At 74.6% G+C, this 23949-nt stretch carries 20 protein-coding genes; 9 read left to right on the forward strand and 11 right to left on the reverse strand.

Features of this window, described 5'->3' with window-relative positions; genetic code table 11:
• Positions 1-110 precede the first annotated feature (110 nt).
• From NUM_RS37395 to NUM_RS25910, 3 genes are all read right to left on the reverse strand, one after another.
• On the reverse strand, positions 111-4082 hold the full coding sequence (locus NUM_RS37395; protein WP_225918864.1) for a glycoside hydrolase family 2 TIM barrel-domain containing protein: 3972 nt from the start codon (positions 4080-4082) through the stop codon (positions 111-113).
• 445 nt (positions 4083-4527) lie between these two features.
• Positions 4528-5109, reverse strand: coding sequence for a ClpP family protease (locus NUM_RS25905; RefSeq protein ID WP_207127616.1), 582 nt, complete (start codon positions 5107-5109; stop codon positions 4528-4530).
• Between the two features lie 224 nt (positions 5110-5333).
• Positions 5334-5654, reverse strand: a complete 321-nt coding sequence (locus tag NUM_RS25910; protein ID WP_207127539.1) for a PadR family transcriptional regulator — start codon at positions 5652-5654, stop codon at positions 5334-5336.
• Between the two features lie 133 nt (positions 5655-5787).
• Here NUM_RS25910 and NUM_RS25915 point away from each other — a divergent pair, with 133 nt between their 5' ends.
• Complete coding sequence (locus NUM_RS25915) at positions 5788-6831, forward strand: NAD(P)-dependent alcohol dehydrogenase (RefSeq protein ID WP_207127540.1); 1044 nt, start codon at positions 5788-5790, stop codon at positions 6829-6831.
• An 11-nt stretch (positions 6832-6842) separates the two neighbouring features.
• On the opposite strand, the gene NUM_RS25920 is transcribed toward NUM_RS25915, so the two are convergent.
• Positions 6843-7565 (reverse strand): maleylpyruvate isomerase N-terminal domain-containing protein, encoded by a 723-nt coding sequence (locus NUM_RS25920; RefSeq protein ID WP_207127541.1) that lies wholly within the window; start codon positions 7563-7565, stop codon positions 6843-6845.
• 3 nt (positions 7566-7568) lie between these two features.
• Positions 7569-9590, reverse strand: coding sequence for a 4-alpha-glucanotransferase (malQ, locus tag NUM_RS25925; RefSeq protein ID WP_207127542.1), 2022 nt, complete (start codon positions 9588-9590; stop codon positions 7569-7571).
• A gap of 253 nt (positions 9591-9843) precedes the next feature.
• Here malQ and NUM_RS25930 point away from each other — a divergent pair, with 253 nt between their 5' ends.
• Positions 9844-12420, forward strand: coding sequence for an ATP-dependent Clp protease ATP-binding subunit (locus NUM_RS25930; protein WP_370467062.1), 2577 nt, complete (start codon positions 9844-9846; stop codon positions 12418-12420).
• A gap of 63 nt (positions 12421-12483) precedes the next feature.
• Positions 12484-12900: a DUF2795 domain-containing protein gene (locus tag NUM_RS25935; protein WP_207127543.1), complete on the forward strand. Its 417-nt coding sequence runs from the start codon at positions 12484-12486 to the stop codon at positions 12898-12900.
• A gap of 166 nt (positions 12901-13066) precedes the next feature.
• Here the strand turns inward: NUM_RS25935 and NUM_RS25940 are convergent, their stop codons facing one another.
• From NUM_RS25940 to NUM_RS25955, 4 genes are read right to left on the reverse strand one after another with little or no spacing between them, the layout of a single operon-like run.
• The gene (locus NUM_RS25940; RefSeq protein ID WP_207127544.1) at positions 13067-14161 is read right to left on the reverse strand and encodes an acetate/propionate family kinase; all 1095 of its coding nucleotides are present in this window, start codon (positions 14159-14161) and stop codon (positions 13067-13069) included.
• Positions 14158-14940 carry a deaminase gene (locus NUM_RS25945; protein ID WP_207127545.1) on the reverse strand — a complete coding sequence of 261 codons (783 nt, stop codon included), beginning with the start codon at positions 14938-14940 and terminating at the stop codon, positions 14158-14160. Before NUM_RS25945 ends, NUM_RS25940 begins: the two co-directional genes overlap by 4 nt.
• 1 nt (position 14941) lies before the next feature.
• Entirely contained in the window at positions 14942-15112 is a 171-nt protein-coding gene (locus NUM_RS25950) for a hypothetical protein (protein ID WP_203962613.1), read from the reverse strand.
• Positions 15113-15134: 22 nt separating this feature from the next.
• On the reverse strand, positions 15135-15785 hold the full coding sequence (locus NUM_RS25955) for a UdgX family uracil-DNA binding protein (protein WP_207127546.1): 651 nt from the start codon (positions 15783-15785) through the stop codon (positions 15135-15137).
• A gap of 170 nt (positions 15786-15955) precedes the next feature.
• Between NUM_RS25955 and NUM_RS25960 the strand changes: the two genes are divergently transcribed.
• Positions 15956-17572 carry an L-lactate permease gene (locus tag NUM_RS25960; RefSeq protein WP_207127547.1) on the forward strand — a complete coding sequence of 539 codons (1617 nt, stop codon included), beginning with the start codon at positions 15956-15958 and terminating at the stop codon, positions 17570-17572.
• A gap of 134 nt (positions 17573-17706) precedes the next feature.
• On the opposite strand, the gene NUM_RS25965 is transcribed toward NUM_RS25960, so the two are convergent.
• Positions 17707-18303 (reverse strand): TIGR03086 family metal-binding protein, encoded by a 597-nt coding sequence (locus NUM_RS25965; protein WP_207127548.1) that lies wholly within the window; start codon positions 18301-18303, stop codon positions 17707-17709.
• 51 nt (positions 18304-18354) lie between these two features.
• On the opposite strand from NUM_RS25965, the gene NUM_RS25970 reads away from it, so the two are divergent.
• Positions 18355-18804 (forward strand): MarR family winged helix-turn-helix transcriptional regulator, encoded by a 450-nt coding sequence (locus tag NUM_RS25970; protein WP_207127549.1) that lies wholly within the window; start codon positions 18355-18357, stop codon positions 18802-18804.
• A gap of 30 nt (positions 18805-18834) precedes the next feature.
• On the opposite strand, the gene NUM_RS25975 is transcribed toward NUM_RS25970, so the two are convergent.
• Positions 18835-19053 (reverse strand): DUF2277 domain-containing protein, encoded by a 219-nt coding sequence (locus NUM_RS25975; RefSeq protein ID WP_207127550.1) that lies wholly within the window; start codon positions 19051-19053, stop codon positions 18835-18837.
• A 150-nt stretch (positions 19054-19203) separates the two neighbouring features.
• Between NUM_RS25975 and NUM_RS25980 the strand changes: the two genes are divergently transcribed.
• The 4 genes from NUM_RS25980 to NUM_RS25995 all read left to right on the forward strand — a co-directional run bounded on the left by NUM_RS25980 (position 19204) and on the right by NUM_RS25995 (position 23922).
• Positions 19204-19665, forward strand: a complete 462-nt coding sequence (locus NUM_RS25980) for a MaoC family dehydratase (RefSeq protein WP_207127551.1) — start codon at positions 19204-19206, stop codon at positions 19663-19665.
• Positions 19666-19780: 115 nt separating this feature from the next.
• On the forward strand, positions 19781-20905 hold the full coding sequence (locus tag NUM_RS25985; RefSeq protein WP_207127552.1) for a LacI family DNA-binding transcriptional regulator: 1125 nt from the start codon (positions 19781-19783) through the stop codon (positions 20903-20905).
• 15 nt (positions 20906-20920) lie between these two features.
• Positions 20921-22114 (forward strand): extracellular solute-binding protein, encoded by a 1194-nt coding sequence (locus NUM_RS25990; RefSeq protein ID WP_207127553.1) that lies wholly within the window; start codon positions 20921-20923, stop codon positions 22112-22114.
• Entirely contained in the window at positions 22111-23922 is a 1812-nt protein-coding gene (locus NUM_RS25995; protein WP_207127554.1) for an AMP-binding protein, read from the forward strand. The genes NUM_RS25990 and NUM_RS25995 overlap by 4 nt, the downstream gene beginning before the upstream one ends.
• Positions 23923-23949 lie beyond the last annotated feature (27 nt).

The raw sequence follows: 23949 nt of genomic DNA on the forward strand, positions 1-23949 counted from the left end.
GACCGCCTAGCGCCCACCTCGGCGCCGACGACCCGGCGGTCGGGCCGAGGTCCGTGCCGACCCGGCGCCCCGGCCGGTCCGCGGTGCGCGCGGCCGGCCGGGGCGGACCGTCACGGCGTGGCGGCCGGGCGGCGGGCGAGCGTCGCTGCGTCCGCGACGTGCCGCAACGGGCGCAGCCGGTACGACCAGGCGTAGTCCCGGTCGGCGAACAGCTTGTACTCGTCGTGGGTCTGCGCGCCCCAGCTGTTGTCCCCGCCGACGCCCATCTGCCGGTGGTTGAGCCGCAGCACCACCGCGTCCCGCGGGGTCAGCTGGTAGCTGTGCCGGGCGCCCGCGGACAGGTCCTCCGGCGTGTAGCGCAGCGCGGAGAACTCCAGCAGCGGGTCACCGACCGCGAGCAGCCCGGCGCCGTGCCGGTTGGTCAACGCCACCCAGCGCACGTCGGTCCGGTTGCCGTTCTCCTGCGGCCGGACGTACTCGGTCCACAGAGAATCCACAGTGGACGAGTAGCGGCCGACCTCGGAGCCGGACTTGCGGTCCCAGTAGTTCTCGCCCGGCCCGCGGCCGAGGTAGTCGACGTTCGACAGACCCGCCGGCAGCGTGAGCATGGTCCCGACGACCGGGATGTAGGGCAGGCTCGCGGCACCGGGATGCAGCGTGCTGTCGACCGCGACCTCGCCGCTGCCGAACACCGTGTACGTGGTGGTGTAGTCCGAGCGGGTACTGGTCGGCAGCGTGCCGGTGACCGCGATCCGGACCGCCTGGTCGGCCGGCCGGCTCACCGCCACCCCGGTGACGGTCCGGTCCGCACCGGCCCGCCGCCAGGTGCCGTTGCGGGACGGCTGCCCGTTGCCGTTGTCGTTGTCGGTGGGGCCGCGCCAGAACTCCGGCGCCGGGCCACCGGTGACCAGCTCGATCCCGTTCGCCCGGTACGAGGAGAGCGCACCGGAGCTCTTGTCCACGGTCAGCCGGAAGCCGTCGCCGGTGACCGTCACCGAGTCGGCGCCCTCGTCGACGGTCAGCGTCGGCAGCGTCGCCACCGGTACCGGGGTGACCGCCGGGCTGCCGAAGTCGACCGGCAGCTGCTGCGCCGCCACCTCGAACCCCGGACCGGCCCAGACGCTGTGGCCACGGGTGGTGAACCACACCCGCAGGAAGTACTCGCTGCCCGGGGCCGGATGGGTCGGCGCCGTCAGCGGCAGCGTGATCGTCCTGCTCGCCAGCGGCGCCAGGTCGAGCTGGCCGGTCGACAGCCGGCCGCGCTGGACGACCCGGCCGTCCACCGCGAGGCTCCAGTGCCCGTCGTAGGCGTCGAGGTTGGTGAACAGCATCTCGTTGGTCAGCCGGACCCGGCCCTGCGCCACGGCGTCGGTCGCGGCGACCAGGATCTGTTGGTACACCTTCTTGACCTCGACCGCCTTGCCGTTCGGCTCGCGGCTGGCCGGCAGGATGCCGTTCGCGCAGAAGTTGCCGTCGTTGGGGTTGTCGCCCCAGTCGCCGCCGTAGGCGAGGTAGGTCTTCTCGGCCGGTTGCTGCTCGGTGTAGCCGGCGGTCGCCGCGTCGAACCACAGCCGGACGCCCGGGTCGTCGACCCCGCGGCCGGTGTCGGCGAGCTCCGCGGCGCTCAGCGCCCGGGCGTACACCCGCGCCGCACGGATCGTCCCGGCGAAGATGCGCTCGTCGTGGTCGGCGTCCGCGCCGATCGCGATCGGCGCGGCGATCACGTCCGGTACCGCCGTGGTGCTGCGGGTGGCGGCCGCCACCCCGTCCAGGTAGACGGTGAGCGTGCCGGCGGCGTGGTCGAACACGCCGGCGACGTGGTGCTCGGTGCCGACCCAGCCGTCCGGCAGGTCGGTGGTGGCGGCGATCCAGCTGGACCCGGCGTGGATGAAGAACTCGATCGTCTCGTCGGTCTGCTTCAGCGAGTAGGCGGTGTCGCCCTTGGCCACGATCGGCTGGTGGCCGCCCGGCGCGGTCGCGGTGATCCACGCCTCGGCGGTCAGCGACCCAGTCAGGTCGAGCGACGGATCGGTGTCGAACACCGCGCCGCCGGACAGTCCGTCGTCGCGGTCGAAGCTCGCCGCCGGTGCGAGTTCGGTGTGCAGCTTCGCCGGGCCGGTCTCGGTGACCTGCCGGCGTTTCGGGGTCGGCCAGGTCAGCGCCTGGTCGACGAAGTCCCAGATGAACCCGCCCTGCAGCACGTCGTGGGCGCGGATCACGTCCCAGTAGTCGGCCAGGTTGCCGGTCGAGTTGCCCATCGAGTGCGCGTACTCGCACATGATGTACGGCCGGGTGTCGGTGCCGTCCGCCGCCCGCTCGGCGATCCTCGCCGGGCTCTCGTACATGTGCGAGCGCATGTCGGAGACCGCGGCGCGGTTGTCGCCCTCGTAGTGGATCAGCCGGGTGGTGTCGTACGAGGCGATCCAGTCGTGCATCGCGACGAAGTTGGACCCGCCGCCCGCCTCGTTGCCCAGCGACCAGATCACCACGCAGGCGTGGTTCTTGTCCCGGTGCACCATGTGCTGCGCGCGGGCGACCACCGCGGCAGTCCAGTCCGGCTTGGAGTCGGGGAACTGGTCGCGCACCCCGTGCGTCTCCAGGTTCGTCTCGTCCAGCACGTACAGGCCGTACTCGTCGGCCAGCTCGTACCACAGCGGGTTGTTCGGGTAGTGCGAGGTGCGGTGCGCGTTGATGTTCATCCGCTTCATCAGCGTGATGTCGCCGACCAGGTCCTCGCGGGTCAGCGCGGCACCGCGGTCGGGCACCATCTCGTGCCGGTTGGTGCCGCGGATCGAGATCGGCTTGCCGTTGATGCACATCAGCCCGTCGAGCATGGCGAACTCGCGGAACCCGACCCGGCTGGACAGCGTCTCGATCACCCGGCCGTGCGGGTCGCGCAGCACCAGCACCGCGGTGTACAGGTTCGGCTGCTCGGCCGACCACAGCTTCGGCTTCGACACCGCCTTCGCGTCGCGCACCGTCACGTCCTCGCCGGCGGGCTTGGCGCCGAGGTCCACCGACTGGCGCAGCGGCGCCGCCCACACCGGCCGGCGGTGCGCGTCGTACAGCTGGGTCTCCACCGTGTACGTGCCGGTCGTGGCGTCGCCGTAGTTGCGCACGCTGGCGGTCACGTCCAGCTCGCCCGCGGTGTACCCGTCCGACAGCGGGGTGCGCAGCCAGAAGTCCCGCAGGTGCACCGTGGGCGTGGCGAACAGGTAGACCGAGCGGAAGATCCCGGACACCCGGATCATGTCCTGGTCTTCCATCCAGTCGCCGTCGGAGAAGCGGTACACCTCGACCGCGACCTGGTTGCGCCCCTCGACCAGGTACGGCGTGACGTCGAACTCGCTCGGTACGAACGAGTCCTCCCGGTAGCCGACCTTGACCCCGTTGACCCACAGGTAGAACGCCGACTTGACGCCCTCGAAGTGCAGGAAGATCCGCCGACCCGACCAGTTGCCGGGCAGCGTGAACGAGCGACGGTACTGGCCCACCGGGTTGAACCTCGTCGGCGCCGCCGGCGGCTGCGCGTTCTCGTTCCTGCCGTTCGCGCCCCACCACGGGTACGTGATGTTGACATAGATCGGGTGGTCGTAGCCGTGCAGCTGCCAGTCGGACGGCACCGGGACCGTCGGCCAGTCGTGGTCGTCGAAGTCGGTGCGGTGGAAGTCGGTGATCCGCGCGTCCGGCGTGTCGGAGTGCGCGAACCTCCAGTCGCCGTCGAGGTCGTGGCGCCACGGCGAGTCGCGCCGGTCGGCGGTCAGTGCCTGCCCGAGCCCCGCGTACGGCATCAGCGTGGCGTGCGGTGGCTCCGAGTTGACGTCGAAGATGCCGATGTTGTTGGTCCACTCGGGGAAGCCGTTCGGCGGGTCGGTCCACTCCGGCCTCGGGGTGTCCGACGAGGTCGCAGGCGCGGCCTGGGCCGCGCTCGGCGCGGCGACCGACGGGAGGGCCGCCGCGCCGAGCGCGACGGCGCCGCCGGTCAGCAGGGTCCGGCGGCGGATCGGTACGGAGGGCTGTGCGGGTGCGGCGGACTCGGGGGAGAGGGGCTCCGGGACGGGGGACTCGTGTGCGGAGGACATGCCTGGGGGACTCCGTTCCTCGAACGACCGTCGCGGCCGGGGTCTGGCCCGACGGGGGATCGGTGGAGCTGCCCGCACCGCCGGCTGGGGCGGCGGTCCGGCATGGCCCTTATTCGTACTGGTGGACCGACTTCGATGTCAATATTTGTCGAAGCGCTTTCGGTTCTGTGTGTCTGTGTCGCGACGTGAAACATCCTGCTCTGCGTTGTTTGGCCGGAAACTGCCGCCGGGCAGCGAGGGCGCCGGCCGCGGAACGCAGGTCACGGCGGCACGGTGCGGCGCGGTCGGCGCCGACGGATCCACCGCGCCGGCGGCGTGGCTCGATCGCCGCGGTCGCGGGAGACGCCGCCGCGGGCGCACCGCACGGCCGGGCGCCGACACGGCGCTGCCGTCCGCCCGGCGCGACTCGATCGCGGCGGGACGGACGGCAGCGGAACGTGCTCGGTCAGGGGGTCGGCATCGTGGCCAGGACCCGGTCGACCATGCCGTACTCCCGGGCCTCGTCGGCGGTGAACCAGCGGTCCCGGTCGGCGTCCTCGGCGATGCGCTCCACCGGCTGACCGGTGTGCCGGGCGATGACCTCCTGGTTCTCCCGCTTCATCGCCATCATGTTCTCCGCCTGGATCGCCACGTCGGCCGCGGTGCCGCCGACCCCGCCGGAGATCTGGTGCATCATCACCCGGGCGTGCGGCAGCGCGAACCGCTTGCCCGGCGCCCCCGCACACAGCAGCGTCTGGGCCATCGACGCCGCCATGCCCATCGCGTAGGTGGCCACGTCGGCCCGGATCAGCTGCATCGTGTCGTACACCGCCATGCCGGCGGTCACCGAGCCACCCGGCGAGTTGATGTACAGGTGGATGTCGCGGTCGGAGTCTTCGGCGTCCAGCAGCAACAGCTGGCCGCAGATCATGTTCGCGTTCTCCTGCTTGACCTCGTCGCCGAGGAAGATGATCCGGTTGCGCAGCAGCCGCTGGAACAGCTCGCCGTCGATGCCGGTGCCGGGCGTCTCGCCGGACCGCCCGTGCATCGTGCCGAGGTCGACCATCTCGTACCACCTGCTCCTTCTGCCCTGACCTGATCGCGTGACGCTTCGACCCTACGGGCCGGGCAGTGGTGTCGTCCGCGGTGTTCGCCCAGGGCCGATTCCGCTGAGAGCCGACTGAGCACCCGCGGCAGAGCCCGCCGCACCGGCGGCCGGCGGCGATCCACCGCCGGAGGTCGCCCGGCGCCGCGGCCGGTCGGTGGCGCCTGTCAGGCCAGCCCCGTCGCCGGAGCGCCGGTGATGCCGAGGGAACGGCGAATCGTGGCGAGGGCGTCCCGCCCGGCGGTGACGCCTTCGGGGGTGAGCCGGTAGTAACGGCGCGGTGGCCGGCCGATCTCGCTGGCGTCGGCGCTCTCCCACTCGCCCGCCACCCAGCCGGCCCGGTGCAGGCGGGTCAGGATCGGGTACAGGGTGCCGCTGGCTTGGCCGGTGGCGTGCATCAGCTCCAGCCCGTAGCGCGGGCTGTCCGGTTCGGTGAGGAACACGGTGAGCACGGCTGCCACCGCGGTGGTGACGCGAAGCTGGGCCACGCCGGGACCCTACATAGCCCCTCGACGGCCGGCAAGTGTGTCACCGACCGGTACCAGCCGGCACAATCTCCACGGGGCCCGGTCCACCGTGGCGATCCGGGCCGGCGACGAGCACCGGCGAAGGTGAGGAACGATGACCGACGTGCGCACCGTGGCAGCGCTGCCGACCACCATGCGGGCCAGCGTGCTGTACCGGGTGGGTGAGCTGGGTGTCGAGGACCGGCCGGTGCCGGTGCCGGCCGCCGACGAGGTCCTGGTCGAGGTCGGTTCGGTCGGGGTGTGCGGATCCGACGTGCACTACTTCCGGCACGGCCGGATCGGCGACTACGTGGTCCAGGCACCGCTGGTGCTGGGGCACGAGGCCGGCGGCCGGGTCGTCGGGGTCGGCGCGGAGGTCCCGGCGCAGCGGCTCGGCCAGCGGGTGTCGCTGGAGCCGGGCATCCCGTGCCGGCGCTGCGAGGCGTGCCGGCACGGCCGGTACAACCTCTGCCCGGACGTGCGGTTCTTCGCCACCCCGCCGGTCGACGGCGCGTTCTGCCAGTACGTCGCGGTGCCGGCGGACTTCGCCTACCCGGTGCCGGAAGCGGTGTCGGACGACGCGGCCGGCCTGCTGGAGCCGCTGTCGGTGGGCATCTGGTCCTGCCGGAAGGCGGGCGTCGGGCCGGGCAGCCGGGTGCTGATCGCCGGCGCCGGGCCGATCGGGTTGGTGACCGCGCAGGTGGCGGTCGCGTTCGGGGCGATCGAGGTGATCGCCACCGACGTGGCGGCGCCCCGGCTGGACGCGGCCCGGCGGCTCGGCGCCACCGGTACCGTCCCGGCCGGTACGGTGCTCGCCGCCGGCGACGCGGTCGACGTGTTCATCGACTGCTCCGGCGCCGCGCCGGCGGTCGACGCCGGGATCCGGTCGGTACGCCCGGCCGGCTCGGTGGTGCTGGTCGGGATGGGCGCCGACACGATCCCGGTGCCGATCCCGGTGATCCAGGGCCGGGAGCTGCGGGTGACCGGCACGTTCCGGTACGCGAACACCTGGCCGCTGGCGATCGCGCTGGCCGCGGCCGGCCGGGTCGACCTGGACGCGCTGGTCACCGGCCACTTCGGGCTGGCCGAGGTGGGTGCCGCGCTGGCCGCCTCGGCGGACCCGACCGCGATCAAGGCGATCGTGACGCCACAACACTGACCGGTCGGCCGTCAGGCCAGGCAGGCGAGGGCGGTGCGCAGCGCGGCCGGCAGCGGGTGGTCGGCGGGCAGCCGGTCCACGGTGGCCTCGACGAACTCCGCCGGGGACAGCTGCGCGGTGACCGCCCCGGGGTCGTCGACCTCCACGTGCCAGCGGTTGTCGGCCTCCCGGACCAGCACCGGACGGTCCTGCTCGGCGAGCACGAACGCGCCGAACCGGGCCCGCCAGTCGGTGCGGTCCGGTTCGTCCGCCGGTGGCGTCCGGTAGCCGACGTCGTCGGCGTGGGTGGCGAGCTCCGAGGCGTAGTGCAGCGCCTGCAGCCCCACCGGGTACGGGCCGGCCTGGGTCGGCAGCAGCGCGTCGGCGCCGCGGGCCCGCAGCTCGGCGCGGGTCCGACCGTTCGCCGCGCGCCACTCCGACAGCACCGTGTCCACCGGTACGTCCCGGCGTTCGTCGACGGTCCACTGGTTGAAGCCGTCCAGGCCGTCCACGCCGGCGTCGGTGAGCAGCCGGTTGAGTCCGGCCAGGTCGTCGTCCAGACAGGCGTGGTTGTACAGCTCCTCGCCGGCCAGGTGGGCCAGCACGTCGCGGACCGACCAGCCGGCGCAGCGCGACGGCCGGTCCCAGTCGGCGCCGGCGAGCCCGGCGAAGTGTTCGTCCAGCCGGCGGGCCTCCCCGTCGTACAGCGCGAACGGGTCGAGGTCGGCCAGCGCACCGGCCGTTGCGTGGTTCACGGGTCAGTCCTCCCTGGTTCGGTTGTCCGGCACCGCGTCCGGCGCCGGCATCGCTGCCGGTCCGGGCGGGACGTCCGGGTCGGGTGCATCGTCGGGCAGCGGCGCGGTGGTGGGCGGGCGCAGCAGGGCAGCCACCCGGCGCAGTCGCAGGTCGTCGACCAGCTCGGTCACCGTGACCGGCAACGGGATCCGCCAGTTCGGGTAGCGGTCGGTGGTGCCCGGCAGGTTCGGTGCGCGCAGCTCGCCGAGCACGTCGGTCGGCGCGACCGCCTTGATCCGGCACGGCGTGCGGTGCAGCAGCGTGTGCATCGCGAGGATCGCGTCGTCCAGCTCGGCGCGCCGGGCGAGCAGCCCGCGCCGGGTCAGCTGCGCCAGCAGCGCGCGCCGCTCGGCGTCGGCGGAGTGCCGGGCCGCGGCCGGATCGGCGAGCAGCCCGAGCTCCTCGCGTACCCGGACCGCCTCGCCGGTGAGGAAGCCGGCCGCGGTGGGCAGATCGTGGGTGGAGATGCTCGCCATCGCCCGCTCCGGCCACGCCTCCGGCGGCAGCGGCCGGCCGGCGTCGTCGCGGGCGAACCAGAGCACCTCGCAGCCGAGCATCCCGCGCTGCGCCAGGGCGGCGGTCACCGCCGGCTCGACCGTACCGAGGTCCTCGCCGACGACGACCGCGTCCGCCCGGTACGCGGCGAGGGTCAGCGCGCCGAACATCGCCGCCGCGTCGTAGCGCACGTACGTGCCGTCGGCGGGGGAGCCGCCGCGCGGGATCCACCACAGCCGGGACAGCCCGGCGACATGGTCGACCCGCAGCCCGCCGCCGTGCGCGAGCAGCGCGTCGAGCATCTGCCGGTACGGCAGGTAGCCGACCTCGGCGAGCCGGTCCGGCCGCCACGGCGGGAAACCCCAGTCCTGCCCGGCGGCGGTGAACGCGTCCGGCGGGGCGCCGACCGAGGCGCCGCCGGCCAGCACGTCCTGCAGCGCCCAGGCGTCCGCGCCGGCCGGGTCGACGCCGACCGGCAGGTCGTGCAGGACGCCGACGGCCATCGCGCCGGCTGCCGCGTCGACGGCGGCCAGCTGGTCGGCGCAGCGTCGCTGTACCCAGGCGTGGAAGCCGATCCGGTCGGCGAGCTCGCCGGTGGCGCGACGTACCGCCGGGGAGTCCGGCCGGCGCAGTTCGGCCGGCCAGCGCCGCCAGTCGCCGCCGTGCCGTTCGGCCAGCGCGCACCAGGTCGCGTACTGCGCCAGCGCCGGGTCGGGCGGCGCGGTCGGCAGCCGGTAGGGCCAGAGCAGGGTCAGCGCGGCCTGCTTGGCCGCCCACACCGCGTCGTGCTCGATCAGCGGCCCCGTCGCCGGGCGCAGCGCGTCCACCTGCCGCCGGGTCGCGTCGTCGGCCGCCGCGTACTCGGGCAGCTCGTCGATGCGCAGGTACAGCGGGTTGGCGTAGCGGCGGCTGGCCGGCGAGTACGGGGACGGCTCGACCGGCGGCCCCAGCCGCGGCGCGCACAGCGGCCCGGCGACCAGCACGTCCGCGCACAGCTGGGCCCGGCTCGCGGCGACCAGCTCGCGCAGGTCGGCGTACTCGCCGATGGCCCAGGACCGGGCCGAGTGCAGCGCGTACGGCTGGACGGTGAGCCCCCAGCACGGTGGCACCGGCGGCAGGCTGCCCGGCGCCACCAGCACGGTCGACTCGCCGCCGGCGTACCGCAGCCGGTACCAGCCGGGCGGCAGGCTGGCCGGCAGCGCGTCGCCGATCCGCCACCGGGTACCGTCCTGCGCGCTCAGCGTGCCCGCCGGCACCGGATAGGCGGTACCGGCCGGCACGGTCAGGGTGGCCGGGACCGGCCCGGCGTGCCGGTCGGCGAGCTCGGCGCGGGAGGCCCGGATCGCACCCGGGCCGGACGCGTCGATGCCGAGTTCGGCGAGCACCGCGACGACCACCGCCGGGTCGACCGCAACCGGACGATCGGCATCGTCCCGGTATTCGGTGGCGACTCCGGCCGCGTCCGCCAGTTCGGCCAGTTCGGCATCCACTCCGACAAGTCTGGCAGCGCGGCGGCTGTCAGGCTGGCCGAATGCCCACGCCGCCGCGGGGTACCCCGCTAGCGTCGGAGCTAGGGTCCGTGTCGCCAACCCCCGGGGTAGTGGCGCCGGTCCTGGACGTCACGGGCCGGCGCCTGGCAGTGCCGGCGGGTGTCGCGTGCGCGGGCCGCCCGACGCGACCCGGTCTGGTACCGCGCCGGCGCCCGGCGGGCGGGCCGGTGCCGGCCCCTGCGAAGGGGGAGACGTGTCGAACAGTTACCTGGGGCCGGACGAGGTACCCGATCCACTCAGCCAGCTGCTGTCCCAGTTCCTCGGCGGCGGTGGCCTGCGCCGGCCGGTACGGCGGATCGACATCGGCCGGCTGATGAGCGCCGAGACCCGCGAGCTGGTCGCCGCGGCCGGTCGGGAGGCGCAGCGGCACGGGGACGCCGAACTGGACACCGACCACCTGTTGTGGGCGGCGACCCAGCTGGACCGGACCCGGCAGCTGCTGTCCGCGGCCGGTGGCGACCCGGACGCGATCGCGCAGCGGATCGAGGCGCAGCCGTCCGGGCCGGGCGCGGACGGCGGGCCGGACTCGCTGACCCCGGCGACGAAGCGGGCGCTGCTGGACTCGCACCAGATCGCCCGCAGCATGGGCGCCACCTACATCGGGCCCGAGCACGTCCTGCTGGCGCTGTCGGCGAACCCGGAGTCGCAGGCCGGGCGGGTGCTCGGCAGCATGCGGATCGGCCCGGCCGAGCTGGCATCCGGTGCGGCCCCGCGGCCGGGCCTGGAGCGCGGCATGGAGCGCGGCATGGAGCCCGGCGGGCGCGGCGGCGGATCGTCCACCCCGACGCTGGACCAGTACGGCCGGGACCTGACCGAGGAGGCGCGCGACGGCCGGGTGGACCCGGTCGTCGGCCGTACCGAGGAGATCGAGCAGACCGTCGAGGTGCTGTCCCGCCGGACCAAGAACAATCCGGTACTGGTGGGTGAGGCCGGCGTCGGCAAGACGGCCATCGTGGAGGGGCTGGCGCAACGCATCGCGGACGGCGACGTGCCGAAGGTGCTGGCCGGCCGGCGCGTGGTGCAGCTGGACCTGTCGTCGATGGTCGCCGGCACCCGCTACCGGGGCGACTTCGAGGAGCGGATGAAGCAGGCGATCGACGAGATCCGGTCGCACGCCGACGAGCTGATCGTGTTCATCGACGAGCTGCACACCATGGTCGGCGCCGGTGGCGGCGGCGAGGGCGGCGGCAGCATGGACGCCTCCAACATGCTCAAGCCGGCGCTGGCGCGCGGCGAGCTGCACGTGGTCGGTGCGACGACGCTGGACGAGTACCGCAAGTACATCGAGAAGGACGCGGCGCTGGCCCGCCGGTTCCAGCCGGTGATGGTGCCCGAGCCCAGCGTGGACGACACGGTGGCGATCCTGCGCGGCCTGCGGGACCGGTACGAGGCGCACCACCAGGTGCGGTTCACCGACGAGGCGCTGGTGGCCGCCGCCGAGCTGTCCGACCGGTACCTGACCGAGCGGTTCCTGCCGGACAAGGCGATCGACCTGATGGACCAGGCCGGGGCCCGGGTGCGGCTGCGCGCGCTGGCCCCGGACACCGACGTACGGGAGCTGACCGAGCAGGTGGAGGCGCTGCGCCGGGACAAGGACCAGGCGGTCGCCGGCGAGGAGTACGAGCGGGCCACCGAGCTGCGGGACCGGATCGTCGCGCTGGAGAAGCAGATCGACGAGGTGCGCGGCACCGCCGCGACCGGCGGTTCGGTGCCGGAGGTGACCACCGCGGACATCGCCGAGGTGGTGTCCCGCTCGACCGGCATCCCGGTGGCGGAGCTGACCGAGGAGGAGCGCGACCGGCTGCTGAAGCTGGAGCAGCGGCTGCACGCCCGGGTGGTCGGCCAGGACGACGCGGTCGAGGCGGTCGCCGAGGCGGTCCGCCGCTCCCGTGCCGGTCTCGCCGACCCGAACCGGCCGATCGGCAGCTTCCTGTTCCTCGGCCCGACCGGGGTGGGCAAGACCGAACTGGCCCGCGCGCTGGCCGAGGCGCTGTTCGGTTCCGAGGACCGGATGGTACGGCTGGACATGAGCGAGTTCTCCGAGCGGCACACGGTGTCCCGGCTGGTCGGCGCGCCACCCGGGTACGTCGGGTACGAGGAGGCGGGGCAGCTGACCGAGGCGGTACGCCGGCATCCCTACTCGGTGCTGCTGCTCGACGAGATCGAGAAGGCGCACCCGGACGTGTTCAACATGCTGCTGCAGGTGCTCGACGACGGCCGGCTCACCGACGGCCAGGGCCGTACCGTCGACTTCAAGAACACGGTGCTGATCATGACCAGCAACCTCGGTTCGGACCTGATCTCCGGGCAGGGCGCCGCGCTCGGCTTCGGCTCCGGGCGGTCCGGTACCGACGGCGCCGACGAGCCGGTCGACGCCGGGCTTCGGGACCGGCTGATGCGCCGGCTGCGCGACTCGTTCCGGCCGGAGTTCCTGAACCGGATCGACGAGATCATCGTCTTCCGCCGGCTCGGTACCGAGCAACTGCGCCAGATCACCGAGCTGATGTTGGACCAGACGGCCCGTCGGGTACACGGTCAGGGCGTGACGATGGAGGTCACGCCGGCGGCGGTGGACTGGCTCGCCGAGCACGGGTACGAACCGGCGTTCGGCGCCCGGCCGATGCGCCGCACGATCCAGCGCGAGGTGGAGAACCGGCTGTCGGCGATGTTGCTGGCCGGCGAGTTGTCGGCCGGGCAGCACGCCACCGTGGACGCGGTGGACGGCCACCTGAGCATCCGGGTGGGCGAACCGGCGGCGACCGGTTCCTGACTTCGTCCGTACCCCGCGGTGGCCGGCGGGGCCACCGCGGTCGGCGATCAGCAAGGAGTCGGTATGGAACTCGGCAACAGCAAGCACGCGGGCCACCGGGACACCGAGCTGGCCCGCGAGACCCGCGAGTACGTCGAGGCCGGGCACAGCTCGCGGGCCGAGCCGTGGCGGGAGACCGAACCAGCGGACGGCAGCGGTCCGGAGGCGGAGCTGCTGCCGACCGCGGAGGGCGTCGGCGGCACCCCGCCCGGCATGGACGGCGACGACGTCGCCGGCCGCAGCGACCTGGCCCGGCTGCTGGACCCGGGCGAGTTCCCGGCGGACGCCAAGCGGCTCGCCGCCACCGCGGCACGCCACCAGGCCGACGACGCCACCGTCGCGGCGCTGCGGGCGCTGCCGGCGGACCGCCGGTACCGCACCGTGTCGGAGGTGTGGGCGGCGCTCGGCCACCGGACCGAGGACGACACCCGCCGGTTCTGACCCGCGGCACGGCGTGCCCGGCGCCGGTACCGCCGGGCACGCCGCGGGACCGCTGCCGCCGCCGCTCGATCCCGGTGCTCCTGGCGGCGGTTCGGGGCGGCTCGACGGTCGGGGCGGCTCGACGCCGGTGGCGTCCGGAGCGAGGTGTGCGGCGCGGTCGACCGGTTCAGCGGTGCGCGAGCGCGGTGCGGGTCTCGATCGCGATCTGCTGGATCTCGCCGGTCGGTACCACCAGCACCGGCACCCGCGCGCCGGTGGGCGAGACGATCGTCGGCTCGACCGGCTCGGCCGGACCGCTCAGCGTCCGGGGCAGGCCGAGCACCCGCAGCCCGGCGGACACCTCGACGCGCACCTCGGGCTGGTCGGTACCGATCTCGCCGGTGAACACGACCGCGTCGAGCCGGTCCAGGCTGGCGGCCATCGCGGCCACACCCGCCCGGACCCGGTGGGTGAACACGGCGAGCGCGAGCTCCGCGGCGCGGTCCCCGCGGGTACGCGCGCGGACCAGGTCGCGGGTGTCGTCGGAGCTGCCGGACAGGCCGAGCAGTCCGGACCGGTGCTGCAACGCATCGGCGAGCTCGGCGGCGGACAGGCCGTGCTCGGTCTGCAGCCACAGCAGCAGTCCCGGGTCGACCGATCCGCTGCGGCGGCTCATCGCGAGGCCCTCCAGCGGGGTGAAGCCCATCGTGGTGTCCACGCTGTGCCCGTCCCGGACCGCGCAGGCCGAGCAGCCGCCACCCAGGTGCGCCAGGACCACCTGCAGGTCGTCGGCCGGCCGGTGCAGCAGCGCGGCGGTCTGCCGCAGCGCCCACGCGTACGACAGGCCGTGGAAGCCGTACCGGCGCAGCCCGTACCGGGTGTCCCAGCCGTGCGGCAGCGGGTAGCTGCGCGCCGCCGCCGGCAGCTCGGCGTGGAACGCGGTGTCCAGGCACACCACGTGCGGCAGGTCCGGCAGCGCGGTACGCGCCGCGTCGAGCGCGGCGAGCGCCGGCGGCACGTGCAGCGGAGCGAGCCGGGCCGCCGCGTCCAACCCGGCCCGTACCGTGTCGTCCACCCGGACCGGCGCGGTCAGCTCCGGGCCGCCGTGCACCAGCCGGTGGCCGACCGCCGTCACCGGTGGCAGCCGCGGTACCAGCTCGGCCAGCTCGTCCGGCGCGGACAGGTCGTGCGTGCGCACGACGGTGCCGGCCCGATCCAGCACGGACACGTGCAGGCTGGCCGAACCGGCGTCCACCACCAGGACCGCGCCGTCCTCGGTCACCGTCGGCCCGCTTCCTCGCCGGCGGGCTGCTCCCCGGCGGCCGGATCTCCGGCGCCGCCGAGCCGTCCGGCAGGGTCTCCGGTTACGGCGTGCCGGCCGTCGGGATGTTCGGTGCCGGCGTGCTGGCCGGCGAGGTGCTCGGCGCCGGCGAGCTGTCCGACGGGGTGCTCGGTGCATGCGGGGTGCTCGGTGACCAGGTCGAACAGCCCGGCGGCCGAGGCGTCCGGCTGCCGCGCGTCCAGGGCGACGATCCGCCGGGCCAGGTCGAACAGCTCCGGCATCACCCGGCGGTGCACCGCGACGGCGGGTGCGTCCGGCTGAGTGCGCAGGTAGTACGCCAGGTGCAGGGCGCTGCCGAGCGCGCCGGCGGGGCCGCGCACCGGCCCGTCGACCCGCAGCGGCAGCTCGTCCAGGTGCGGGGTGCGCCGGTAGTGCCGGCTCGCCCCGGCGTACGGGTCGGCGCCGAGGAAACGCAGCCGCCCGAGCGCGGCCATGCCCGCCGCGCCGACGCACATCAGGCACGGCTCCAGGCTCACGTGCAGGGTGTGGTCCGGGCGCTGGCCCGCGACGGGCAGCTGCGCCAGCGTGTTGATCTCCGCGTGCGCGATCGCGCAGCCGGCGAGCCGGCCGGGCCCCGGTGCGGACCCGAACATCCGGCCACGTTCGGCGGCGACGACCGTACCGGCGGCGTCGGTGACGACCGCGCCGACCGGCAGGGTGCCCGCGCACCAGCCCTCCCACGCCAGCCGCAGGCACCGCGTCGCGATCGGGTCCGGCACGTCAGGGCACCGTCTTCTCGATCGCGGCCGGACCCTCCTCGTCGAGCTCCTCGGCTGCCCTGCGCACGTTCTCCGGCGTCGGGTCCTCGCCTTCGGCCTCGGCCAGGTCCTCCGGATCCCACGGCTGGTCGGCGCCGGTGCGCGCCACCGGTTCCGGCTTCTCCTCGCTCATCCTGCTCACCCCCAGCGGTTCGCTACCCGCCGTACGAGCCGTTAATCGCAGTGACCACCACCCGCAGGTCGGACACCAGCGCGGCGAGCGCCTCGTCGCGGGCGTCGTCCGGTGCCCGCAGGATCGCCGACGGGTGGGTACTGATGACCGCCCGCGCGTCGGCGCCCGCCTGCGGGCACGGCAGCAACCGGCCCCGATCGGCGGTCACCTTGTAGCGGGTGCCGAGCACCGCGCGTACCGCGGTCGCGCCGAGCGCCACCACCACGGCCGGTCGCACCGCGGCGTACTCGGCGGTCAGCCACGGACGGCACGCGTTGATGTGGCCCACCGACGGCTTCTTGTGCAGCCGCGGCTTGCCCGGCGCACGGGTGAACCGGAAGTGCTTGACCGCGTTCGTCAGGTAGCACCGGTCCCGGTCGAGGCCGGCGTCGGCGAGCGCGCGGTCCAGCAACCGGCCGGCCGGGCCGACGAACGGTTCGCCGGCCCGGTCCTCCTTGTCGCCCGGCTGCTCGCCGACGAGCATCACCCGGGCCGCCGCGGCGCCGTCGCCGAACACCGTCTGGGTGGCGTCCCGGTACAGCTCGCAACCGCGGCAGCCGGCCGCCGCGGTGCGCAGCGCGGCGAGATCGGCGTCCTCCGGGACGAACTCGGCGGCGCTCTCCGGCTCGCTCATACCGTCATGGTCGCGCCGATCGCCGGGCGCCGCGACCGGAACCGGCCGCCCGGAGGGGAACGGAATCAGCCGGTGTGCGGGTCTTTCGCCCGCCGCGGGTCCGGGTGCACGATGGGCAAGATCCTCATTCGCGGCGGCTGCGGGGGACGCCCGAGGGCAGGGAGAGGCCCATGGACGCTCTTGCGCAGTCCTTCCACCAACCGTTGACCCCGCTCGGCGGGGTCCTGGGATCCACCCTGATCGCCCTGGTACCGGTCGCGGTGCTGCTCGTGCTGCTCGCGGTGGTACGCATGTCCGCCTGGCGCGCGGTGCTGGTCGGCTCCGTGGTCACCGTGCTGCTCGCGATCTTCGCCTGGCACGCCCCGGTCGGCGACGCGTTCGCCGCGTACGGGCTCGGCGCCGCGAGCGGTGTCTGGTCCGTCGACTGGATCGTGTTCTGGGGCGTGATCATCTACAACATCATGCGGGTCACCGGCGCGTTCGACGCGTTCAAGGACTGGCTGGTGCACCGGGCGACCGCCGACATCCGGGTGCAGACGATCCTGCTCGCCTGGGCGTTCGGCGCGCTGATGGAGGGGCTCGTCGGGTTCGGCTACCCGTGGGCGGTGGTGGCACCGATCCTGATCGGGCTGGGTGTGGCCGACCTCGCCGCGATCCGGGTCGCCGCCATCGCGAACAACGCGCCGGTGTCGTTCGGCGCGCTCGGCGCCCCGATCGTCGGCCTGGCCGCGGTCACCGGGCTGCCGCTGATGGACCTGTCCGCCTCCATCGGCAAGATCGTCGCGGTACTGGCGCTGCTGCCGCCGTGGATCCTGATCTACCTCGTCGCGGGCCGGCGCGGCCTGCGGGACGGCTGGCCGCTCGCGGTGGTCGGCTCGCTCGCCTACATCGCCGGCCAGTTCCCGGTGTCCCAGTGGGTCGGCCCGTACCTGCCGGACATCACCGGCTCGCTGGTCTGCTTCGTCGCGCTGCTGGTACTGCTGAGGTTCTGGCGGCCCAAGCGGACCCTCGGCTACGGCGGGGTGGAGCTGCCAGCGTCCACTGTGGAGTCTCACGGGCCGGGGATCCGGACCGCGGTGCGCGGGCTGATCCCGTTCGGGATCCTGATCGTGGTCGTGGTGGCGTGGACCGGGCCGTGGTCGCCGCTGCCCAAGTGGGTGCCGTTCAAGCCGGCCATCGAGGCGGTCGGATCGCTGGACCACAAGCCGCTGTCGGTGAACTGGTCGTTCGCGCCGGCGATCGCCGGGACCGCGATCCTGGTGGCGGCGCTGATCGTCGCCGCCGTGCTGCGGCCGCGGCCGGCCCAGATCCGTACCGTGTTCGCCGACACGTTCCGGCAGATGTGGGGCGCGCTGCTGGTCGGGCCGCTGGTGTTCGGACTGGCGTACGTGTTCAACTTCGCCGGGATGGCCAACTCGATGGCGAACGGGTTCGCCAAGCTCGGCGTCGCGTTCATCATCGTGGCCCCGCTGCTGGGCTGGATCGCGGTCGCCCTGTCCGGCTCGAACACCTCGTCCAACGCGGTGTTCGGCGCGTTCCAGCTGTCGGTGGCGCGCATTCTCGGCGCGCCGCCGCTGCTGTTCCCGTCGCTGAACTCGGTCGGCGCCGAGGTCGGCAAGCCGGTCGCGCCGCAGACCGCGAGCGTCGGCGTCTCGACCACCAGGTTCGTCCGCAACGAGGGCGAGGTCATCCGGTACAACCTGGGCTGGACCCTGGTGATCCTGGTCTGGCTGGTGCTGGTCGGCCTTCTCTACTACTTCGTCTTCCCGGACACCATGCGCCTGTGACGCCGTCGGTCGTGGCGCCGTGCCCGTGCCGTACCGGCGGGTGCGGCGCCACGGCTGCGCCCGGCGCGCGATGCCGGGGCGCGGGCGGGCCACGGTGCCGTACCCGGCCGGCGCGCTTCCGCCCGCTGGAGCGGTCAGGCCGGTACGGGGTGGCGGCCGAGCAGCAGCAGGATCTCGGTCAGCGCGTCGGCGCCGGTCGGTACCGGCCGGGCCGGGGCGAACGCGGCGCCGGGGGCGAGCCGGTCCGCGCCGTCCGGTACGGCCCGGGCGATGCGCAGCGCCGCCGCGAGCACCGCGTCGTCGAGTGGTGGCGCGTCGATGCCGAGCGCGGTGGCGACGTCCCAGCCGTGCACGACGTAGTCGACCAGGTGGAAGCCGATCGCCTGGGTGGCGGGGAAGTCCGGCGCGCGGGTGATCTCCGGCAGCACGAACCGCCGGCCGTCGAGGCCGGGTGCGGCGAACGCGGCGAGCACCTGGTCGGCGGCGGCCAGGTGGGCGGCGACCGGATCGGCCGCGGGCACCGGTTGCCAGCCGGCGAGGTCGCCGCCGTGTCCGGCCGCGGCGGCCGCGAAGCCGCGGTGCTGCGCGGTCATGTGGGCGAGCAGCGCGGCGACGTCCCAGTCGCCGCACGGGGTGGGCCGGGCCAGGTCGGCGGGGGTCACCCGGCGCACGACGTCGGCGCTGGCGCGCACGGCGCGGCCGTCCAGCTCGATCAGCGAATCAATGTGCATGTGCTTACGATGTGCTCAAGCACATGATTTGTCAAGGCGTAGATTCCCGGTATGGCCGAGCCCGCGAACCGACCCGACCTGGCTGCGATGATCGTGCCGCTCGGCAGGTCGTTGATGGCGGCCGAGCAGCCGGTCCTCGCCGCGCACGAGCTGACCATGTGGGGCTACGTGGTGCTCAGCCACCTGCGCGGCACGCCGACCCGGACCCAGGCCGTGCTCGCCGACGCGATCGGCGCCGACCGCACCCGGATCATCGGCGTGCTGGACGAGTTGCAGCAGCGCGGCCTCATCCGGCGCGAGGCCGACCCGGCCGACCGCAGGGTGCGGCTGCTGTCGCTGACCGCGGCCGGCCGCCGGCTGCGCGACACGGTCAGCGCGGAGATCCAGCGCAACGAGGAACGGCTGCTCGCCGCGCTGCCGGCCGCCGACCGGCGGGCGCTGCTGCGGTCGCTGCGGGTCCTCGCCGAACTCCCGCGGGACCGGATCGTCGGCACCGACTGACCGGCGCCGTCGATCCGGCGGCGGGTCGGGTCAGGAGGCGGCCTGGCCGCGGACCTCGAGGTGGTCGAGCAGGTGCTGGGTGGCGTGCGCGATCTCGGCGACGGCGCGGTCGAACGCCTCCTGGTTGTGCGCCGCCGGGGCGCGGAAGCCGCTGATCTTCCGCACGTACTGCAGGGCGGCGGCACGCACGTCGGCGTCGGTGACCTCGGTCGCGTACGGCGGGCGCAGCGTCTTGATGCTTCGGCACATGCCCAGACCGTAGCGCCACGGTCTGACGAACGGTGCCGGCCGCGCACCGCGGGATACCCCCGTACGGAGGCTTGACCGGGCCGGTTGCCGTCAGGTAAAACGTTGAACCACTCAGGTAAAACGTTTGTTCACCCGATGGGGATGGGCGTCGTGCAGACAGTCACGCGGTACTTCGAGGACCACGCGGTCGGGGATCGGCGGGTGAGCACCGGCCGGACGATCACCGAGTCGGACATCGTCCTGCACGCCGGGCAGACCGGCGACTGGTTCCCGCACCACGTCGACGCGCAATGGTGTGCCGAGCAGGAGTTCGGCCAGCGGATCGCGCACGGCACGCTCGTCCTGTCGGTCGCGGTCGGGATGACCGCCGGCGACATCAACCCGGCCTCGGTCAGCTACGGCTACGACCGGATCCGGTTCGTCGCGCCGGTGTTCATCGGCGACACGATCCACGTCGAGGCGCGGATCACCGCGCTGCGCGACCACCGCAGCCGCACCGACGTCGGCTTCGTCGACGAGCTGGTCACCGTCACCAACCAGCACGACGCGGTGGTGCTCGTGCTCACCCACCTCTACCTGGTGCAGCGACGGCCGGCCGGGGACGCCTCGTGAGCGCGGATCGGCGCGCGAACCCGCGGTGCCTCGGCGATGTTCCGGCGAGGCGGGAGCGGCGACGGCGAGCGGGTGCCGGGGTGCCCGCGCGGCGCCCGGCGAGAAAGGACCCCCGATGAGCCGCCGACCCAGCCTGTCCGACGTGGCGAAGCGGGCCGAGGTGTCGGTCTCGCTGGTGTCGCGCATCCTGTCCGGCGACACCACGGTACGGGCGCGCCCGGAGACGCAGCAGCGGGTGCACGAGGTCGCCGCCCAGCTCGGGTACCAGCCGCACGGCGCGGCGCGGGCGCTGCGGCTGTCGCGCGCCGGCGCGCTGGGGCTGGTCGTGCACGAGGTGTCCAACCCCATCCACGCCGAGATCATCCGCGGCGCGCAGGCGGCCGCGACCGCCGCCGGCCAGGTACTGCTGCTGTCCGACGCGCCGGAGCTCGCGGCCAACGCCGACGCGTTCGCCCAGCTGGTCGGTACCGGCCGGATCGACGGGCTGATGTGGCAGGGCAGCGGCGAGGACTACGACGACGAGCTGGTCGCCCGCGCGGCCCGGCAGCTGCCGACCGTGCTGGTCAACAGCCGCCCGCGGGCCGGCGTACCGGCGTTGCGGCTGGACGACGAGGCCGCCGCGCGGCTGGCCGTCGAGCACCTGATCGGGCAGGGCCACCGGCACATCGGGTACGTCGGAGGTCGGCCGGGCGCCGACCTGACCGAGCGCCGGTACGCCGGCTACCTCGCCGCGCTGCGCGACCACGACCTGCCCGTCCGTCCGGAGTGGACGGTCGAGCGGGAGTGGGACGCGCCGGCCGGCCACGCCGCGATGGCCGCACTGCTCGCCACCGACCCGCGACCGACCGCGGTGTTCGTGGCGAACGTGGTGGTGGCGGTCGGCGCGCTCGCCGCCGCCCGGGAGGCCGGCGTCGCGGTGCCCGAGCAGCTGTCGGTGATCGCCGTGCACGACGCCTGGTTCGTCGCGCACGGGGCACCGCCGTTGACCACCGTCCGGCTGCCGCTGGACCGGCTCGGCGCCGAGGCGGTGCGGCTGCTGCTGTCCGGCGAAGGCAGCCCCGTCCCGGCCGGCACCGCCGCAGACGGCGCGGCCGGCGGGGGCGGCTCCGCCGCGATGGGTGACCCGGGTGGCGGGGGCGACCCGGTCGGCGGCTCCGCCGGCCGGGGGATCGTGCTCGCCGATCCACCGCCGCAGTTGCTGGTCCGAGGCTCCACCACCCGACCCGAAGGGATGCGCTGACCCGTGTTGCGCGGCATGACCTGGAACCACCGGCGCGGCCTGGCGCCGTTGCTCGCGGCGACCGAACGGTTCGGCGTACCGATCCGCTGGGAGGCGCGGTCGCTGCGCGAGTTCGAGGACGTGCCGGTGGCCGAACTCGCCGCGAAGTACGACCTGATCGCCGTCGACCACCCGCACGTCGGCCAGGCCGCCGCCACCGGCGCGTTCCTGCCGCTGGACGGGGCGCTGCCGCCCGGCGTGCTCGATGCGCAGCGGGCCGGCAGCGTCGGACCCAGCTTCGCCAGCTACACCTGGCAGGGCCGGCAGTGGGCGCTGCCGATGGACGCCGCGGCACAGGTCAGCGCGTACCGGCCGGATCTGCTGCCGTCGCCGCCGACCCGCTGGGACGAGGCGCTGGAGCTGCTGCGCGGCGGGGCGGTGACCGGCCTGCTGCCGGCGAACCCGACCCACCTGTGGTCGACCTTCCTGTCGCTGTGCCACCAGCGCGCCGCGGGCGGACCCGCCACAGCCGGCGGGTCGGGCGGCTCCGGGGTGTCCGGCGGAGCCGGGGCGGCCGCCGGGCCAGGTGTGGTCGATGCGACGGGGCCGGACTCGCGGCCCGGGTGGTGGCCGGCCGACGGGATCGAGCCCGACGTCGCCGCCGCCGCGTTGGCGCAGCTGCGCGCCGTGCTCGCCGTGGTCGACCCGGCGTCGCTGGACAGCGACCCGATCCAGGTGCTGGACGAGATGGCGACCGGCGACCGGATCGGCTACGCACCGCTGATCTTCGGCTACGTCAGCTACGCCCGGCCGACCGCCGGCCGGCGGCTGGTCCGGTTCGCCGACGCGCCGAGCGCCACCGGCGCCCCGGTCGGCACCATGCTCGGCGGTGTCGGGCTGGCTGTCTCGGCCCGTTGCACCGACCCGGGCGCCGCGCTGCGGTTCGCCGCCGCGGTGGTCGATCCGGACTTCCAGGCCGGCGAGTACGCGAGCGCCGGTGGGCAGCCCGGCCACCGCGCGGCGTGGACCGACCCGGTGGTCAACGCCGCCAGTACCGACTTCTACGTCGCCACGCTGGCCACCCTGGACCGGTCGTTCCTGCGCGGCCGGGACGCCGGCTACCCCGCCTTCCAGCGCGCCGCAGGCGAGGCGCTGCATGCCGGGATCCGGCGTGGCGACGGCGATCGCGCGATCCTCGCCGCGATCCGGGAACGGTGGCAGCGACGATGACCGACACCACCCTGGCCGGGCTGACCCGGCGCGCGCACGAACGGTACGCGACGGCCCCCGCGCTGCTCGGCCCGGCCGGATGGCGGGACTTCGCCGACCTGGGCGCGGCGGCCCGGCGCACCGCGTACCGGTTGGCGCGGCTCGGGTTGCGGCCCGGTGACCGGGTGCTGCTCGCGCTCGCCAACTGCGCGGAGCTGATGGTCTGCGAGCACGCCCTGTTCGGCAGCGGCCTGGTCCGGGTCGCGGTGTCCGAACGGTTGCACCCGCGCGAGATCGCCGGCATCGCGGCCGACTGCGCCGCGGCGCTGGTGGTCTGCGAGAACGACGCCGCGGCACCCGTCCGCGCGCTGCTCGCCGCCGGCCCCACCGGCACCGAGGCGCCGGCGCGCGCGGCACGGGCTGGCACCGAGGGCGGTGCGGCACCCGCCGGCCTCGCACGGGAGGACGAGGGCGGTGCGGCACCGGCCGGCCTCGCACCGGAGGACGAGGGCGGTGCGCCACCGCTGGCCGCCGGTACCGACCGGGCCGGCATCGCGGCACCGGCCGGCGAGGGCACGTGGCAGCCCGGCGGTAACGGCGGGGCCGGCACGGTGGTGCTCTCGGTGGCCGAGGCGGCCGAGCTGGCGGCGCCCGGCGTACCGGACCGGTGGCCCGACTGGCCGCTGCCCGGCGTCGACGACCTCGCCGCGTTGATGTACACGTCCGGTTCGACCGGGCAGCCGAAGGGTGCGATGGTCAGCCAGCGTGGCTGGGTGGCGATGCTGCGCGGGTTCTGGGCCGCGCTGCCGCCGCTCGGGCCCGGTGACGTCGCGGTGCACGCGGCGCCGATGAGCCACTTCGGCGGTTCGGTCGGCACCGCGGTCGCGTTGCGCGGCGGCGCGTCGGTACCGGTGCGCCGGTTCGACGCCGCGGCCGTGCTGGACACCGTGGCCTGGCACGCCGCGACGGTGCTGCCCAGCGTGCCGACGATGCTCAAGGCGCTCACCGAGGCGGCCGCCGGACGTACCGATCTCGGTTCGCTGCGGGCGATCCCGTACGGCGGCTCGGGCATCTCGGCGCCCGCCGCGGCGCGGGCGCAGCAGGCGTTCGGCTCGGTGCTCTACCAGTGCTACGGCCTGAGCGAGGCGCTCGCTCCGGTCACCGTGCTGGACGCCCGGGACCATGCGGCCGGCGGCGACCGGCTCGCCTCGGCCGGCCGGCCGACCCCGGAGGTCGAGGTCCGCATCGTCCCGGTCGGCCCGGAGCCATCCACCGAACCCGGCGTCGACGGGGTGGCCGTCCCGGACCCCGGCGAACACGTGTCCGATGTGGACGGTGCGGTCGGTGAGGTGTGGCTGCGCGGCGCCTGCGTGCTGCCCGGCTACTGGGGCAGGCCGGCGGCGAGCGTCGCGGCGCGCACCCCGGACGGCTGGTTTCGGACCGGCGACATCGGCCGCATCGACGCGGCCGGCTACCTGTACCTGGTCGACCGGATCTCCGACGTGATCGTCTCCGGCGGCTTCACCGTCTACCCGTCCGAAGTGGAGCGTGCCATCGCCGAACTGCCCGAGGTCGCCGACGTGGTCGTCTTCGGGGTACCGCACGAGCGGTGGGGCGAGGCCGTCGCGGCGCTGGTGGTACCCGGCGCCGGTGCTCGACTGTCCACAGCGGACGTCGTCCAGGCCTGCCGGGACCGGCTGGCGAGCTACAAGAAACCGTTGCAGGTCGAGATCGCCGACGTGCTGCCCACCTCCAGTACCGGCAAGGTCGCCCGCCGCGCGCTGCGCGCCGCGGCCTGGGACCGGTACGAGCGTCGCGTCGGCGAGTGACCCCCTCCGTCACCGAAAGGTGCAGCC

It is taken from the genome of Actinocatenispora comari, from assembly GCF_017312725.1.
Classification (GTDB): domain Bacteria; phylum Actinomycetota; class Actinomycetes; order Mycobacteriales; family Micromonosporaceae; genus Actinocatenispora; species Actinocatenispora comari.

Bases quoted from the DNA above. Each gene is read 5' to 3' on its own strand.
- NUM_RS37395 (WP_225918864.1), bottom strand. From the start codon at position 4,082: ATGTCCTCCGCACACGAGTCCCCCGTCCCGGAGCCCCTCTCCCCCGAG.
- NUM_RS25905 (WP_207127616.1), bottom strand. From the start codon at position 5,109: ATGCACGGGCGGTCCGGCGAGACGCCCGGCACCGGCATCGACGGCGAG.
- NUM_RS25915 (WP_207127540.1), top strand. From the start codon at position 5,788: ATGACCGACGTGCGCACCGTGGCAGCGCTGCCGACCACCATGCGGGCC.
- NUM_RS25935 (WP_207127543.1), top strand. From the start codon at position 12,484: ATGGAACTCGGCAACAGCAAGCACGCGGGCCACCGGGACACCGAGCTG.
- NUM_RS25950 (WP_203962613.1), bottom strand. From the start codon at position 15,112: ATGAGCGAGGAGAAGCCGGAACCGGTGGCGCGCACCGGCGCCGACCAG.
- NUM_RS25955 (WP_207127546.1), bottom strand. From the start codon at position 15,785: ATGAGCGAGCCGGAGAGCGCCGCCGAGTTCGTCCCGGAGGACGCCGAT.
- NUM_RS25960 (WP_207127547.1), top strand. From the start codon at position 15,956: ATGGACGCTCTTGCGCAGTCCTTCCACCAACCGTTGACCCCGCTCGGC.
- NUM_RS25965 (WP_207127548.1), bottom strand. From the start codon at position 18,303: ATGCACATTGATTCGCTGATCGAGCTGGACGGCCGCGCCGTGCGCGCC.
- NUM_RS25970 (WP_207127549.1), top strand. From the start codon at position 18,355: ATGGCCGAGCCCGCGAACCGACCCGACCTGGCTGCGATGATCGTGCCG.
- NUM_RS25975 (WP_207127550.1), bottom strand. From the start codon at position 19,053: ATGTGCCGAAGCATCAAGACGCTGCGCCCGCCGTACGCGACCGAGGTC.
- NUM_RS25985 (WP_207127552.1), top strand. From the start codon at position 19,781: ATGAGCCGCCGACCCAGCCTGTCCGACGTGGCGAAGCGGGCCGAGGTG.
- NUM_RS25990 (WP_207127553.1), top strand. From the start codon at position 20,921: ATGACCTGGAACCACCGGCGCGGCCTGGCGCCGTTGCTCGCGGCGACC.
- NUM_RS25995 (WP_207127554.1), top strand. From the start codon at position 22,111: ATGACCGACACCACCCTGGCCGGGCTGACCCGGCGCGCGCACGAACGG.